18 protein-coding genes are annotated in these 14,269 nt (G+C 32.8%); 6 read left to right on the top strand and 12 right to left on the bottom strand.

Annotation, left to right across the window (positions count from 1 at the left end):
* Positions 1–36 precede the first annotated feature (36 nt).
* Positions 37–1,236 carry an LETM1-related biofilm-associated protein gene (locus ACZ1JT_RS11450; protein ID WP_465093963.1) on the top strand — a complete coding sequence of 400 codons (1,200 nt, stop codon included), beginning with the start codon at positions 37–39 and terminating at the stop codon, positions 1,234–1,236.
* A gap of 31 nt (positions 1,237–1,267) precedes the next feature.
* Here the strand turns inward: ACZ1JT_RS11450 and can are convergent, their stop codons facing one another.
* The 3 genes from can to ACZ1JT_RS11435 form a co-directional block, all read right to left on the bottom strand.
* A complete protein-coding gene (can, locus tag ACZ1JT_RS11445) occupies positions 1,268–1,909 on the bottom strand; it encodes a carbonate dehydratase (protein ID WP_465093962.1) in 642 nt (213 codons plus the stop codon).
* A gap of 70 nt (positions 1,910–1,979) precedes the next feature.
* Positions 1,980–3,641 (bottom strand): SulP family inorganic anion transporter, encoded by a 1,662-nt coding sequence (locus ACZ1JT_RS11440; RefSeq protein ID WP_465093961.1) that lies wholly within the window; start codon positions 3,639–3,641, stop codon positions 1,980–1,982.
* A 69-nt stretch (positions 3,642–3,710) separates the two neighbouring features.
* Complete coding sequence (locus tag ACZ1JT_RS11435; protein WP_465093960.1) at positions 3,711–3,995, bottom strand: hypothetical protein; 285 nt, start codon at positions 3,993–3,995, stop codon at positions 3,711–3,713.
* Between the two features lie 225 nt (positions 3,996–4,220).
* Here ACZ1JT_RS11435 and ACZ1JT_RS11430 point away from each other — a divergent pair, with 225 nt between their 5' ends.
* Positions 4,221–5,162, top strand: coding sequence for a LysR family transcriptional regulator (locus ACZ1JT_RS11430; RefSeq protein ID WP_465093959.1), 942 nt, complete (start codon positions 4,221–4,223; stop codon positions 5,160–5,162).
* 66 nt (positions 5,163–5,228) lie between these two features.
* Here the strand turns inward: ACZ1JT_RS11430 and ACZ1JT_RS11425 are convergent, their stop codons facing one another.
* From ACZ1JT_RS11425 to ACZ1JT_RS11405, 5 genes are all read right to left on the bottom strand, one after another.
* The gene (locus ACZ1JT_RS11425) at positions 5,229–5,429 is read right to left on the bottom strand and encodes a hypothetical protein (protein ID WP_465093958.1); all 201 of its coding nucleotides are present in this window, start codon (positions 5,427–5,429) and stop codon (positions 5,229–5,231) included.
* A gap of 196 nt (positions 5,430–5,625) precedes the next feature.
* Positions 5,626–5,823 (bottom strand): hypothetical protein, encoded by a 198-nt coding sequence (locus ACZ1JT_RS11420; RefSeq protein ID WP_465093957.1) that lies wholly within the window; start codon positions 5,821–5,823, stop codon positions 5,626–5,628.
* 129 nt (positions 5,824–5,952) lie between these two features.
* Positions 5,953–6,624, bottom strand: coding sequence for a tRNA (5-methylaminomethyl-2-thiouridine)(34)-methyltransferase MnmC2 (gene mnmC2 / locus ACZ1JT_RS11415; protein WP_465093956.1), 672 nt, complete (start codon positions 6,622–6,624; stop codon positions 5,953–5,955).
* Between the two features lies 1 nt (position 6,625).
* Positions 6,626–7,066 (bottom strand): hypothetical protein, encoded by a 441-nt coding sequence (locus ACZ1JT_RS11410; protein WP_465093955.1) that lies wholly within the window; start codon positions 7,064–7,066, stop codon positions 6,626–6,628.
* Positions 7,066–7,560 carry a DUF4920 domain-containing protein gene (locus ACZ1JT_RS11405; protein ID WP_465093954.1) on the bottom strand — a complete coding sequence of 165 codons (495 nt, stop codon included), beginning with the start codon at positions 7,558–7,560 and terminating at the stop codon, positions 7,066–7,068. Before ACZ1JT_RS11405 ends, ACZ1JT_RS11410 begins: the two co-directional genes overlap by 1 nt.
* Before the next feature lie 301 nt (positions 7,561–7,861).
* Here ACZ1JT_RS11405 and ACZ1JT_RS11400 point away from each other — a divergent pair, with 301 nt between their 5' ends.
* Complete coding sequence (locus ACZ1JT_RS11400) at positions 7,862–8,929, top strand: branched-chain amino acid aminotransferase (protein WP_465093953.1); 1,068 nt, start codon at positions 7,862–7,864, stop codon at positions 8,927–8,929.
* A gap of 56 nt (positions 8,930–8,985) precedes the next feature.
* On the opposite strand, the gene ACZ1JT_RS11395 is transcribed toward ACZ1JT_RS11400, so the two are convergent.
* Complete coding sequence (locus tag ACZ1JT_RS11395) at positions 8,986–9,369, bottom strand: pyrophosphohydrolase domain-containing protein (protein WP_465093952.1); 384 nt, start codon at positions 9,367–9,369, stop codon at positions 8,986–8,988.
* A gap of 72 nt (positions 9,370–9,441) precedes the next feature.
* Between ACZ1JT_RS11395 and ACZ1JT_RS11390 the strand changes: the two genes are divergently transcribed.
* Entirely contained in the window at positions 9,442–9,630 is a 189-nt protein-coding gene (locus tag ACZ1JT_RS11390; protein WP_465093951.1) for a hypothetical protein, read from the top strand.
* Positions 9,631–9,669: 39 nt separating this feature from the next.
* Positions 9,670–10,758 carry an SRPBCC family protein gene (locus ACZ1JT_RS11385; protein ID WP_465093950.1) on the top strand — a complete coding sequence of 363 codons (1,089 nt, stop codon included), beginning with the start codon at positions 9,670–9,672 and terminating at the stop codon, positions 10,756–10,758.
* Between the two features lie 22 nt (positions 10,759–10,780).
* Here ACZ1JT_RS11385 and ACZ1JT_RS11380 read toward each other — a convergent pair whose 3' ends face one another.
* From ACZ1JT_RS11380 to ACZ1JT_RS11370, 3 genes are read right to left on the bottom strand one after another with little or no spacing between them, the layout of a single operon-like run.
* Entirely contained in the window at positions 10,781–11,497 is a 717-nt protein-coding gene (locus ACZ1JT_RS11380) for a tRNA threonylcarbamoyladenosine dehydratase (RefSeq protein ID WP_465093949.1), read from the bottom strand.
* A gap of 10 nt (positions 11,498–11,507) precedes the next feature.
* Positions 11,508–12,155 carry a TatD family hydrolase gene (locus tag ACZ1JT_RS11375; RefSeq protein WP_465093948.1) on the bottom strand — a complete coding sequence of 216 codons (648 nt, stop codon included), beginning with the start codon at positions 12,153–12,155 and terminating at the stop codon, positions 11,508–11,510.
* 15 nt (positions 12,156–12,170) lie between these two features.
* A complete protein-coding gene (locus ACZ1JT_RS11370) occupies positions 12,171–12,761 on the bottom strand; it encodes a DUF1684 domain-containing protein (RefSeq protein WP_465093947.1) in 591 nt (196 codons plus the stop codon).
* A 130-nt stretch (positions 12,762–12,891) separates the two neighbouring features.
* Between ACZ1JT_RS11370 and ACZ1JT_RS11365 the strand changes: the two genes are divergently transcribed.
* Complete coding sequence (locus ACZ1JT_RS11365) at positions 12,892–14,106, top strand: MDR family MFS transporter (protein ID WP_465093946.1); 1,215 nt, start codon at positions 12,892–12,894, stop codon at positions 14,104–14,106.
* Positions 14,107–14,269 lie beyond the last annotated feature (163 nt).

The raw sequence follows: 14,269 nt of genomic DNA, 5'->3' as shown, positions 1-14,269 counted from the left end.
ATTTAAAATAATAGTTTTGCAAAATAAAGATTGTAAATGATTAACCCTTCTACAAACGGATGGATTGACAAGTTTTTTGCAGAGCAACAACCTCTGCCCTTGCCTGTTGTTATTTATTCGAAAGAATTTTATCTGAATGTAAGAAACACTGGTTTTATTTACGGTCACACAGTTGAATTCGATGTTAACCATCCTATTAACACCAAAGGTTGGACCACACAAGAAATCACCAAAGTTGCCCTACTTAATACACTGTATGGTGTTTTTGGATTAATTACGCACGATGGAAATCCAAAGGACTTTATCGATAAGGCCAACGGTTTTTACAAGCAGATGAACCCCGAAGGATTTAATCTGTTAAAGAAGATGCTTCCCGAAGCTACTACTAGTCATCGTTTGGAAGAAATGATTGACGAACGCGTTCAGACGAACAACAATATAATAAGCAAAAACTTTTCTCATATCCTTACCAATGCACTGCTTTTTATGGATGTTTTAGCATTCAGACAATATTTATTGCATAAAGAAATACCGGTAAGTTATTTGAAGAAATTAGAAGAAACAATTATTAGTATTGTTTCTCTGGCTTTAAAAACCAAGACCTTAAAATCTGATTACGATGATTTACTGATTAAGTTATTTGAATCGTCTGTACGTTATACCAAGTTTTCGGAAATAAATGCTGAAAACATTGAAATGCTTGAATTAGAGTATTTTGCTTCAAATCTCGAAAAAAATTATTTGCTTGATATGGCAGGTATGGCTATTTGGAGCGATAATAATTTGGAGCAAAAAGAAAGTGATTTTCTATACAAGTTGTCTGATATTCTTGAAATCGACCGAGGATATGCAGTACAGAGTATTGAATCGATTGATGATTTTATTCATAAGTATAAAGATGAGATTCCGTATTTTAAATACTCTAATCCGGTAAAACATTTTTACGATCAGACTACTCAAAACGTTCAAGTGTTATTATCGCGTAATAAAAACAGACTTGCAAAAGAAATTTCGGAAAGTGCCGAATTGATGAAACTCATTGCGTATTCAACAAAAAGAGATTTATCGGATAAAGAGAAAAAGAAAATCAAGAAGCAACTGTTGGATATTTGTAAAACCATTCCATCGCTTACTATTTTTTTATTACCTGGCGGAGGACTCTTACTGCCAATTTTAGTAAAATTTATACCGCAGTTATTACCCTCGGCTTTTAATGAAAACTTAGATACAGAATAAAAAAAATCCGCTTTTCAGCGGATTTTTTTATTTAGAATTTCAATTGGTAAACATCGTCTAACTGATCATTCGAATCGATATTAACATTCAAATCGGTTACATAACCCGAATTCAAACCATACACCCATCCGTGTAAACTCAATTCTTGCCCGTTTTTCCATGCATTTTGAACAATAGATGTTTTCGCTAAATCGAATACTTGTTCTTTCACATTCAATTCCACAAACTTGTTGAATCGTTCGGTTTCATCTAAAATCGAATCTAAATACGTTTTATGGTGTCTGTATACATCTTTAATATGTCTGATCCAATTATCTATAATTCCGATAGAATCATTCCCTAAAGCAGCCTTAACACCACCACAACCGTAATGTCCACAAACAATAATATGCTTTATTTTTAAGGCATTAACGGCATAATCCAAAACACTCAACATATTCATATCGGTATGCACAACCATATTAGCAATGTTTCTGTGAACAAAAACTTCACCCGGCGCAGCACCGATAATCTCGTTTGCAGGAACTCTACTGTCCGAACATCCAATCCATAATAATGGTGGTTGTTGCCCTTTGGCTAAATCATTAAAATAATCTTTGTCGATTGTTAATTTCTCTTCAACCCACTTCTTATTGTTGTCTAAAATCTTTTTGTAAAAATCACTTTTTGCCATACTATTTAATTTTACAGATGCAAATTTCTATTTCGAATACGAATTTACATCATTAATTTTTGAATTTATTTTAATTTTTTAAATCTTCGATTACTTTTTCGTGTGATGCCACGAACTTATCCCTGTAACTCCCTAATACATTGTGTTCTAAAAAAACATTATTTCCGTCGTTTGCAGAATTTTCCAATTCATATTCTTCTTTAAAACCGACCAAAGTTACTTCAATGTTCTTTTCAACAGCATTAACCGTTTTAAATTCTTTTATCAAATCCAAAACATCGTGAGCAATATATACGGTATCGGATGCATTAATAACAACTTTTGAATCTTCTGGTAAATTATTCAGTGTAAGTTTGATTGCAGCTTTATTCAAAAAGGAAACCTCTTGAGCCAAATCAATATGAATGCTGTCACCATCTTCATATTCTTCCTTTCTAAAATAGTATGCACGCTTTAAATTTCCTCGTAACACAAAGAAAACACTGATTATCATTCCGAGTGCTACTCCTTTTAATAAATCGAGAAAAACGACCGCTAATAAAGTAAATATAAAAGGGGCAAACTGATACTTTCCTTTTTTCCAAAAATGCATAAAGGTTGCAGGTTTTGCTAATTTATATCCGACCAATAATAGAACTGCCGCTAAAGTTGCTAACGGAATTTTATTAAGTATTGATGGTATAGCCAAAACACTAATAAGCAACAATACACCGTGCGTAATAGCTGATAATTTTGATTGAGCACCCGCATTCACATTTGCTGATGTACGAACTACTACAGAAGTCATTGGTAAACCGCCCAATAAAGAACTAACTATATTCCCAATACCTTGCGCTTTAAGTTCGTTATTCGTATCGGTATAGCGTTTATGGACATCCAACTTATCGGCAGCTTCAATACACAATAACGTTTCAATTGAAGCAACTACAGCAATGGTTACCGCAACAATCCATACTTTAGAATTGGAAATGGAAGCAAAATCAGGCAACATGAAAATGCTTTTAAATTCATCAAACGATTGTGGAACTGGCAATGAAACCAAATGTTCGCTTCTAATAGCTAGTGAACTTCCTGTCATGATAAACAATTCATTCATTAAAACACCAACCGTTACAGCGACTAAAGCTCCCGGAATTAATTTCACCTTTTTAAAAATTGGAAATCTATCCCATGCGATTAATATTGCCAAAGAAACAAGTGTTATGATAACAGCACCAAGCTGAAAATAATCCAATGAACCTAACAAAGAAGTTAACGTGTTATTTCCGTCGGTTTGTAAAAAAGCCTGATCGCCTTCAAAATCGCTATCATATCCTACAGCATGAGGCAATTGTTTTAAAATAATAATGATACCAATACCCGCTAACATTCCTTCAATAACATTATTTGGAAAGTAGTTAGAAATACTACCTGCTTTAAGAAATCCCAATGCTAATTGAATAACTCCGGCAAGAAGAACTGCCAAGAGAAAAATGTTAAATGCTCCAAAATCGGTAATTGCAGTAAGCACGATTGCTGTTAATCCTGCTGCAGGACCAGAAACACTAACATGCGATTTACTGAAATACCCTACTACAATTCCACCAACAATTCCGGCAATAATTCCTGAAAATAATGGAGCGCCAGAAGCCATAGCAATCCCTAAACACAAAGGTAATGCCACTAGAAAGACCACTAAACCAGATGAAAAATCTGATTTCAGGTGACCAAAAATATTTGTTTTTTTTGTCATAATCCGATAAAATATAATACAATGTATGTCCAACAAAAATTGCTGGACTAATTAAAAAGAACAGTTGTATTATACCGTTTCGGGCGGTGGAGAGAAAATTTCTTCAAAAACACTATTGTGTTTCATAAGATAATTTGTAGCTATTCGTGTTGTTTTAGGTAATGCAACTTCTACTGGAATTTGAAGTATATTTTCCAAGGTTGCAGGTATTTCTTTTATTTCTTTTTGAATTTCTTCTTCCGAAAAACTATAAACCACAGAAGTATCTGTATCGCTTTTTATTAAGCTAACCACAGTTGGTGTTGCTAAAAAAGCAATAAAGAGTAGTAATACGATATTTGCCAAATACTTCATCAGGTCAAATTTATGACATTATTTTTCAGTTATAAAACGATTGAAAATAAATTATGAATTATTTAATACATTTCAATTTTAGTTTCATTCCAAACAAATCTTTAAATTTCTTCATCTAGCAATGCTTTTATTTCATTTTCTTCGACAAAATTATCTGAAATTTAACCTTTCTAAATTATAAATATAATTGATAGATTTTATATTTTTATCGAAATAATTTATACAATGACTATAACGCAATTATACTATGTTTTAGCAGTAGCAGAACATAAAAATTTCACTTTAGCTGCCGAAAAATGCTTTGTAACACAGCCAACCTTAAGTATGCAAATCCAAAAGCTTGAGGAAGAATTGGAAGTGCAAATTTTTGACAGAAGTAAAAAGCCTATTCAATTAACAGAAATTGGAGAAAAAATTGTTCTTCAGGCACGAAACATTGTAAATGAGTCGGATAGAATTAAAGACATTGTAGACCAACAAAAAGGCTTCTTTGGAGGCGAGTTTCGAATTGGAATTATTCCAACCGTAATGCCAACATTATTACCTATGTTTTTAAATAATTTTATAAAAAAGTATCCGAAAATCAATTTGATTATTGAAGAATTAACAACAGAAGAAATAATCAAACGTCTAAAAAACGGTCAACTTGATGCGGCCATTGCAGCCACACCGTTAGAAGAAGAAACCATAAAAGAAGTGGTATTGTACTATGAGCCTTTTGTTGGTTATTTCCCGGAAAATCACAAAAATTTCGAAAAAACAGAAATTGAAATTGACGATTTAGATTTGGATAACATATTGTTGTTACAAGACGGGCATTGCTTTAGAGATGGTATTTTAAACCTATGTAAAAACGTTCAGGAAAATAAAGGCAATCATTTTCAGATTGAAAGTGGAAGTTTTGAAACCTTGATTAAACTTGCAGATGAAGGATTAGGTTTCACGTTGCTTCCATATTTAAACACTTTAGATTTAAATGATAACGACAAAGCAAAACTTCGTCATTTTAAAGAGCCGAAACCCGCCAGAGAAGTGAGTTTACTATTTCCGAAAAAAGAGCTAAAAATGCATATTATTGATGCCTTACGAAGCACCATTTCGGGAGTAATTAAAGGCGCTATAGCGTTTCATAATGTTCAAATAATTAGTCCGTTACCTAAAAAATAAAAGGAACCATTTCTGGTTCCTTCTACATTTTTGGTTAGTTAGTTAAGTTTTTGGTAAGTTCTTGGGTTAGGCTTCAATCATGATAGATAAGCAGGGTTTAAGTTGAGGCTTCTCTTCCGTAAAATACTGCAACCATTTTTTTAGTTGTTCAATTTCATACGGAAGTAAAGCTTTCAAAGCTTTCTTAAGTTCTTTCATAAAAAGTAAAGGATCAAAACTTACTCTTTCCAACACCGACTTGGTGTAATCATAAATCATACGAGGCATAATCAAACAAGTTTTTGGGTTAATGTGATAAGAACGTTGAGTAAAATTAACCAATTAGTTTTTCACTACCAAGAAAAAAAGCAAAAAAATATCGTTTAAATACAAAAAAACTCGATTAAATACATATTTCTTACACAATATTCGTTAAAAACTTACAGATTATAAAATAAAAAAAGGAGCTTTTAGCTCCTTTTTATTATTGATTTACGTAGATTAAACACTGTCTTAGTTCGGGTTTTTCTTTTGTAAACTGTAAAAGCCATTCGGTTAATTGCTCTAATTCATATGGCAATAATACTTTTACGGCTTTTTCCAATTCTTTACAAAATAACTTGGGGTCGAAACTTACTCTTTCTAAAATAGATTTGGTGTAAGCAAACATCGCTCTGGGCATATTCTATAAACTATTTAGTTGGTTAAATTGATAAGAACGCTTAGTAAATTTATAAAAATATTTTATAATTATTTTACTTTAATTTGATTTTTTATTAACGATTTATTCATTTATCTGTTTTTTAACACTTTAGATGTTAATTATTTTTTTAGCTCGTAACATTTCCCTTTTTCCTGGCGGGCCTTTCAACTTTTCTACAGTAAAACCTACAGCTTGCATTGCTCTTTTAATTGGTCCTCTACATGCATAAGTAACCAATATTCCATTTTCTTGTAATGCGTCATACATTTTCTGAAAAATTTCTTCTGTCCACAGCTCCGGTTGATACTGAAATCCGAACGCATCAAAGTAAATCAAATTAAAAGACTCTTTATCGCTTATCTCGTTAAAGTATTGTTGTTTTTTTGTTAAACAGAAATCGGCTGATACTTGTATTTTCTCATTCCAGTTGGAATCATGCATCAAAGCAAAAGCATCAGAAAAGGTTGCCGCTTGAAGTTGAGATACATAATTTAAATGCTTAACTTCTTCGGGTATAATAGGATAAGCCTCTACTCCAACATAATTTATAGAAAGCTTAAACTTTGGTGCTTCTAATAAGGTGATAAAAGCATTTAAGCCCGTTCCGAAACCTATTTCTAAAACAGCAACGGACTGTTCCTTAAAAAGTGACAGTCCGTTTTGTATAAATACATGTTTTGCTTCTTGAATTGCTCCGTGACGCGAATGATAGGTTTCACCCCAATCTTCCATTAACAAAGAAGAAGATCCGTCTTCGGTTTGAATAATTTTACGTTTCAATTTATTCGATATACAGTTTTTTAATTCTTGCAATTGGACCACCGCATTTCACTTCATGACATTGAATACAGGCATCTACACCATTATTAAAATGTTCTTTAGCGTTTTTAGGGTCCTTATAAATCAATTCCTGAGCTTTGATAAACTTAGCTGCTTGCTCTTTAAAAAAAGCATCATTTTCTTGTTTATCGGTCATAACTGCACTATGAATTTTCATAAAATGCTGCGGAAACTGACCAATAGTATCGCCATTTTTTATTCGTTCTTTTAAACGCTGATTATCCACATACATTTGTTCCATTAAAGATGCCATTTCCGACATCTCATACATCTCAAACTGCTTGTCTTTATCAGTATTTTCTTTTGGAGAATCTTTACCTTCTTTAGAATTACATGAGAAAACTAAAATCCCTGTAAAGAAAATCAATATTACTTTTTTCATTATTTGCTAATTAAAACACCATCCGCCATAAACGAATAGGTTACTTTTGGTTGTGTAATACTGTCGATTGCCGCTTGAGATTCACCTGCATCTTTTGCATAATGTTTTTGCTCCTCTACAGATTCTACACTTACAAAGGCTTTACCGTTAACCACAGCCTCTTGATTTGCAGCATTCATTGGAACAAAAAATGCATAGTCTTTAAATTTCACAAAAGCTTCTTTATTATTAGCTAATTCCATAGACATCCAACATCCTTTTTTCTGGCACACTGCGTTAATTTTCGATTTAAACTTAACGGGCAATGTATCCCCTTCTTTTAAATCTTTAAACTTCGCGAACATTTCTGCTCCAGATAAAGCTTCAGCATCAGAAATACTATCACCAAATACGGCGTAATTTACTTCTGCAACAGCATCATTTTTAACTTCTTCATTCTTCTTACAAGCTACAAAAACAATGGCTAAACTAGCCAAAACAACTATTTTTTTCATAATAATACGTATTCAAACATTATTTTAATTAATCCAAAGAAACAAATTTATTTTTAATAGCAACAGTGGTTTTGCTAATTTTTAAATCCGATGCAAAAAACCAATAAAATAGTTTTATTTCTTGCGGATTCATAAAAATATTAATAGATATATGACAGATTCTGTTATTTTTTACCAACGACTATTAAAAGTGCTTTTTTTTATTAGATTTGCAAAGAAACCGATTGTTTTGTTTGACTTATAAAATTAAGTTTTTACACTGACAATCAACCAACTAAACAACCAACATAATTTGTTACCCATGGAATTAACAAGCCTAGAAAACATTAAAATTAATACTGTAACGAAATCAAAAATTTCTACTGTAGATTTTGAAAACATTTCATTCGGAACTGTTTTTACAGATCATATGTTAGTTTGCGAGTTTGATAACGGTGTGTGGAATCAGCCAGAAATAAAACCTTACGAACCATTTACTGTAGATCCTTCGGCAAAAGTATTTCATTATGGGCAAGCAATTTTTGAAGGAATGAAAGCCTACAAAGATGCAAACGATGATGTATGGTTATTTCGTCCGGATCAAAATTTTGAACGCTTCAACAAATCGGCTGTACGTATGGCAATGCCCGAAGTACCCGAAGAAGTTTTTCTTGGCGGTTTAAAAAAATTACTTGAAATTGAAAAAGAATGGGTAAAAAAAGGAAAAGGAAACACCTTATACATCCGCCCGTTTATGATTGCTACCGGAACTGGAGTTGTTGCTTCGCCGTGTACACAATATAAATTCATGATAATACTTTCTCCGGCTAGAGCATATTACTCTGGTGAAGTAAAAGTTATTATAGCAGATTATTATTCGAGAGCTGCAAACGGTGGTATTGGTGCTGCAAAAGCTGCTGGAAATTATTCGGCGCAATTTTACCCAACAAAACTAGCTAACGATAAAGGATTCCAACAAATTATTTGGACCGATGACGCAACACATACTAAACTGGAGGAAGCAGGAACTATGAATGTGTTTTTTAGAATTAACGACACTTTATATACTGCACCAACCAGCGAGCGTATTTTAGACGGAATTACACGTAAAAGTATTATTGAACTGGCAAAACGTGAAGGAATGAATGTTGATGTTCGTCCGGTTTTGGTTTCTGAAATTGTAGAAGCAGCTAAAAATGGTACCTTAAAAGAAATATTCGGTGCTGGAACCGCAGCTGTGGTAAATCCAATTGCTGGTTTCTCTTATCAAGATACCTATTATGAATTGCCTAAGTTAGAAAATACATTTGCGGCAGACATTAAAGAAAAACTGACTAACATTCAGTATAAATTAGCCGAAGACACCTTTGGTTGGACAGTAAAAATCTAAATATAGTTATAGTCGCAGTTTCCAGACACCCTGTTAACTGCGACTTAAAACTGTAATTATCTTAAAATTTCTTCAAAATTAGGTTTGAAATAATTTGGACCTTTCATGACTTTACCATCTTCTCGGTAAATTGGTTTTCCATCTTCCCCTAATTTACTCATATTACTACGTTGTATTTCATCGAAAACTTCTTCAATTTTATGTTGAAGTCCATGCTCCAAAATAGTACCACACAGTATGTATAGCATATCGCCTAAAGCATCGGCTATTTCTACAATATCATTATTCTGAACAGCTTCTAAATATTCTTCGTTTTCTTCTTTCATCAGGTTAAAACGCAACATGTTTTTTTGCTCACCTAAATCGCCTTTTGGTGAAAAATTCACCCCTAACCCGAAAGCTTCGTGAAATTCTTTTACGGAATTGATTTGTTTTTGCATACCATTTATTTTTGTTGTCAAATTAATAATTTGTCTGTTTAAAAGTCTAATTTTGTATAAATTTTCTAAACTATGTTTTCAACAGGTCAACTGTACTTTGCACTAATCTTTATAATCGTTTTTGTAGCAACAATGATTTATGTTTACAGAAAAGATTTGGCTTTGCATAAAAAATACTACAAAGGAAGTCTTTGGGTTTTATTCTTCTTTTTAGCTTTTATAGGAATTTTATTCGTAATTAAGATGTTTTTGAAAGAATAATATTGTAAATTTGAAAACCAACATAATTTCCCAACAATTATGCGAATCTTAAAATACATATTTTTATTAGTGCTTTTACTAATAATTGCACTTTCAGTATATATTGCCACACAAAATGGATCTTTTGACATTCAGAGAAGCAAAACCATCAATATTGGCCAGTCTGTTGTTTTCAATTACATAAACGATTACAAAAACTGGAACGAATGGGGACCATGGGCTGAAGAAGATCCAAACATCCAATACAATTTTTCCGAGAAAACCAAAGGCGTAGGTGCTTCGTATTCTTGGACCGGTAAAGACGGAAACGGAAAAATGAATACTGTAAACCTTATTGAAAACGACAGCATTTTTCAAAAAATTTATTTTGAAGGTGGAGAACCTAATGATATAATTTGGGGATTTCAAAAAGTTAAAGAAGGAACCAAGGTAACTTGGCGCATGAAAGGAAAAATGAATTTCATGATGAAGGCTTTTGCTTTTTTAAGTGGTGGTGCCGAAAGAATGCTTGCTCCCATGTTTGAAAAAGGATTAAACAATATTGATAGCAAACTTGTTACAGAATTAAGTAAATACTCGGTTAAAGTTGATGGTTTGGTTCGAAAAGCAGGAAGCAACTATATTAAACAATCGCTTACCTGTAAAATGACTTCATTGTCACACAACATGTCGGTTTTACTAAAACAAATCAACATGTTTGCCGAAAAAAACAACATAACCGTTAGTGGTTCTCCATTTGCAATTTATCACAAATACGACGAAACTTCAGGAATTGTTTCTTTCTCAGTATGTTTACCTGTTGAAGAACAAATATTCACATCGGAAGGAAGCGATGTAACAGGAGGTAGATTCGATCCTTATCTTGCCTTAAAAACAACTTTAAAAGGCGATTATTCACACAGCAAAGAAGCTTGGAATAAAGCCTACGCCGAAATAGAAAAGCACAATTGGAAAGAAAACCATGCTGGAAAATATATTGAAGTCTATTCGGTTGGTGTGAAAGAAAGCCGTCAGCCATCGCAATGGGTTACAGAAATTTATATTCCTATAGTTGAAGAAGCTAAGCCTGAAGCTACTAAGCCAAAAGCAACTTCTACTCTATCAGATTCAACTACGGTTAAACAATAAAAAAAGTCCCAATTGGGACTTTTTATTTTTTCAACAAATATTTTACTACTGTTTCTGCCGCATGCAAACCAAACAAGGCTGGCATCCAACTGTTTGTTCCGTAAAACGATTTTTTAAAGTTTGAACCGTCAGTCATTTTTACACTACTGTAATCAGGTCTTTCGTATGAATACACAACCTTTACACCGCTTGAAATTCCTTCAGTTTTCAATCGTTTTCTAACTTGTTTTGCTAACGGACAATAATCTGTTTTACTTATATCTTTAACACATACTTTGCTTGCTTCAAACTTTCCGCCCGCACCCATATTGCTAATAATTTTTACTTTTTTACGTTTTGCAGCAAGAATTAAATTTAGTTTAGGCGTAATACTATCAATACAATCTAAAACATAATCGTACTCGTTAGTAACCAACTCAAAAGCTCTTTCTGGCGAAAGAAATTCCTGAACACGAGTTAATTGTAATTCGGGGTTGATGTCCATCAAACGGTCTCCAACAATTTTTACTTTAGGCTCTCCAACTGTAGAATGTAATGCCGGAAGCTGTCGGTTAATATTGGTAATATCAACAACATCACCATCTACAATTGTCATTTTTCCTACCCCGGCTCTGGCAATAAATTCGGCAGCAAATGAACCCACTCCTCCCATTCCTACTACCAATACGTTAGAATTTTTAAGTTTTTCTAATCCTTCTTTTTTAAATAATAATTCGGCTCTTTCTGTCCACTCTGCCATTTTGGTTATTTTAAATATTGATATTTTTTTTAAACAGTTCATTGAAATTGGATTCTACAGCAATTTCAACATCAATTCCTTTAACAGCAGTTGCCTTATCATAAACAGCTGATATTGATTCATCAATTGTATCGGTCTCAAGAAAAAATTTATTGTTTGGAACCTGAAGAAAAACCGAACTTAATTCAGGATTTCTAAGCAAATATTTCCCAAAAGAAAGGTAAAAACCATTATCCAATAACGATTTTGCAACCTGCCAATTTTTAGAAAATCCGTGGATAATCATTGGAACGTCTATTTGCAAATCCTTTTTCATTTCGATTACTTCCTGAAAAGCCGAAACACAATGCAAAATTACAGGTTTTTGGTATTGTTTTGCAAGTAGTAGTTGTTTTTGAAATACTTCTTTTTGTATTTCAATAACTGTCTTTATTCGCTTGTCTAAACCACATTCGCCAAGAGCCAAGCATCGTTTATCCAGCAGTTTTGATTCAATAATCTTTAAATAGTCATCAGTTCTATTTGTGTCGATGTACCACGGATGAATACCTATGGAATAAAATTCTACCGAATCATCAAACTCATTTGGATACTGATTGACAATTTCCAAAACATTTTCCTGATTTGTGGCTTTATGAGTGTGAAGGTTGAATTTCATAAATAAGATTACTAACTACTCATGAAATTTTTTTACACCGGCTTTAACTTCAACTGGCAAATCGTTTTCTTTTGGAGGAATCGGACAAGAATATCGTTCATTATAGGCACAATACGGGTTGTATGCCTGGTTAAAATCAATTATAATTGTATCTTTTTCTGTAGCCTCCAAATCGATGTATCTTCCACCGCCGTAACTTTCAACACCACTGGTTAAATCGGTGAACGGCAAAAACAAATGATTTTTATATTGTTCTTGTTTAGACAGTTCAATATTTCGGTAAATGTTAAGTTTACATTCTTTACCCTTTAGAAGAAAAGTAACTTCACCATATTTTACATACATAGGCGTTCTGCTGCCCGAAGTTTTCATGGCAAAAGGTTTTGCTTTTGGCGTTTTAACCAATTTAGCCTCAACGCAAAATGCAGCATTAACAGCAAAAAAATCCAACCCTTTGAAATGCTCTAAATCTGATTTTTTCAGAGGACTTTCCGTTTCATTGGCATATTCTTTATTCAATTGTTCTTGAAACTTTTTTGAATTTTCAACAGAACATTGTGAATAGCCTAAAACCGGAATCAATAATACAAAAAGGAGCTTTTTCATATTCTTATTTTACTACAAAAATAAACATTTTTACCTGCAAAAAAATTCACAACAATTTAACAGAGTTAATCCTAAATCGCTTCCTTAATACACTAGTTACTTTGTACCTTTGCAACACCAATTTACTACAATGCTAATAAAAGCTTATAATAGATATATCAGTAATTTCAAAGGATTTTCACGAGAAATCTGGATACTGACGCTTGTAACTTTTATTAACAGAGCCGGAACTATGGTTCTACCTTTTTTATCCAAATACCTTAAAGAAGATTTAAACTTTACATACAGTCAAGTAGGATGGGTAATGGTTTTTTTTGGTATAGGTTCCATGATAGGTTCCTGGTTAGGTGGTAAACTATCGGATAAAATAGGCTTTTATAAAATCATGATTTTTAGCTTATTCACTAGTGGTATCGGATTCATTATACTACAATATATCACCAGTTTTGAAGGCCTTTGTATTGGCATGTTCTCTTTAATGGTTATTGCCGATATGTTTCGCCCAGCTATGTTTGTTTCTTTAGGTGTTTATGCCAAACCCGAAAACAGAACAAGAGCACTTACCTTGGTACGACTAGCCATTAATTTAGGATTTGCCGCCGGACCAGCTTTAGGTGGTTTAATCATTATGAATTCGGGATATAGCGGTTTGTTTTGGGTTGATGGTGCAACTTGCATGTTAGCTATTACAATTTTTGGCTTATTAGTAAAAGAAAAGAAAAAAATAATTGAACACACGGAGCAAATTAATGAAGTTGTTCGTAAATCGGTTTTTTCGGATGGACCGTTTTGGATTTTCCTTTTTATATGTATGACAACAGGAATCCTGTTTTTTCAATTATTTACAACTATTCCGCTGTATCATAAAATACAATTTAATCTAACCGAATTTCAAAGCGGACTCTTATTAATGATGAATGGCCTTATTATTTTCTTTTCCGAAATGCCTATTGTTAGTTTTGTTGAGCGAAAACAGATCGGAAAAGTTAAAATAGTTACTTATGGCTTATTAGCAATGACCATTAGTTTGTATTTAATGCTAATTAACAATTGGGCTGGAATACTTGTTGTTATGATGTTATTTATGACTTTTGGTGAAATGTTTGCCTTCCCTTTTTCAAATTCTTTTGCCATGAGCCGAGCGCCAAAAGGACACGAAGGGCGATACATGGCTATTTTTACGATGGCTTATAGTCTTGCGCATATTCTAAGTTCAAAAACCGGTATGGAAATAATTGGACGTTGGGGATATCAAGCCAATTGGTTTTTTATGGGTAGCTTAGGTGTATTTTCTTTACTCCTTTGTGTTTGGCTGCAAAGACTTCTAGATAAAGAAAATAGTTAATCACTACAAATCAACTTATTACCTTTTTATATTTAGTCTTGAAATGTTAAAAAAACTATAATTTTAGTTGATTAACTATTTTTATAGTTGTGTAACTAAAATTATAGTTGTAAGTTTGTTTCAGATAGTTCTAAAAATGCGTTAGGGACTACTTCACATAGCA

The organism is Flavobacterium sp. IC2-16 (assembly GCF_055521455.1).
This window is presented reverse-complemented; position numbering and strand designations above follow the sequence as displayed.

Excerpts from the sequence above, each read along its gene's own strand:
- ACZ1JT_RS11435 (WP_465093960.1), bottom strand. The coding sequence starts at position 3,995 with ATGAAGTATTTGGCAAATATCGTATTACTACTCTTTATTGCTTTTTTA.
- ACZ1JT_RS11370 (WP_465093947.1), bottom strand. The coding sequence starts at position 12,761 with ATGAAAAAGCTCCTTTTTGTATTATTGATTCCGGTTTTAGGCTATTCA.
- ACZ1JT_RS11395 (WP_465093952.1), bottom strand. The coding sequence starts at position 9,369 with ATGCAAAAACAAATCAATTCCGTAAAAGAATTTCACGAAGCTTTCGGG.
- ACZ1JT_RS11440 (WP_465093961.1), bottom strand. The coding sequence starts at position 3,641 with ATGACAAAAAAAACAAATATTTTTGGTCACCTGAAATCAGATTTTTCA.
- ACZ1JT_RS11425 (WP_465093958.1), bottom strand. The coding sequence starts at position 5,429 with ATGCCTCGTATGATTTATGATTACACCAAGTCGGTGTTGGAAAGAGTA.
- ACZ1JT_RS11365 (WP_465093946.1), top strand. The coding sequence starts at position 12,892 with ATGCTAATAAAAGCTTATAATAGATATATCAGTAATTTCAAAGGATTT.
- ACZ1JT_RS11450 (WP_465093963.1), top strand. The coding sequence starts at position 37 with ATGATTAACCCTTCTACAAACGGATGGATTGACAAGTTTTTTGCAGAG.
- ACZ1JT_RS11405 (WP_465093954.1), bottom strand. The coding sequence starts at position 7,560 with ATGAAAAAAATAGTTGTTTTGGCTAGTTTAGCCATTGTTTTTGTAGCT.
- ACZ1JT_RS11410 (WP_465093955.1), bottom strand. The coding sequence starts at position 7,066 with ATGAAAAAAGTAATATTGATTTTCTTTACAGGGATTTTAGTTTTCTCA.
- can (WP_465093962.1), bottom strand. The coding sequence starts at position 1,909 with ATGGCAAAAAGTGATTTTTACAAAAAGATTTTAGACAACAATAAGAAG.
- ACZ1JT_RS11375 (WP_465093948.1), bottom strand. The coding sequence starts at position 12,155 with ATGAAATTCAACCTTCACACTCATAAAGCCACAAATCAGGAAAATGTT.
- ACZ1JT_RS11390 (WP_465093951.1), top strand. The coding sequence starts at position 9,442 with ATGTTTTCAACAGGTCAACTGTACTTTGCACTAATCTTTATAATCGTT.
- ACZ1JT_RS11420 (WP_465093957.1), bottom strand. The coding sequence starts at position 5,823 with ATGCCCAGAGCGATGTTTGCTTACACCAAATCTATTTTAGAAAGAGTA.
- ACZ1JT_RS11430 (WP_465093959.1), top strand. The coding sequence starts at position 4,221 with ATGACTATAACGCAATTATACTATGTTTTAGCAGTAGCAGAACATAAA.
- ACZ1JT_RS11385 (WP_465093950.1), top strand. The coding sequence starts at position 9,670 with ATGCGAATCTTAAAATACATATTTTTATTAGTGCTTTTACTAATAATT.
- ACZ1JT_RS11380 (WP_465093949.1), bottom strand. The coding sequence starts at position 11,497 with ATGGCAGAGTGGACAGAAAGAGCCGAATTATTATTTAAAAAAGAAGGA.
- ACZ1JT_RS11400 (WP_465093953.1), top strand. The coding sequence starts at position 7,862 with ATGGAATTAACAAGCCTAGAAAACATTAAAATTAATACTGTAACGAAA.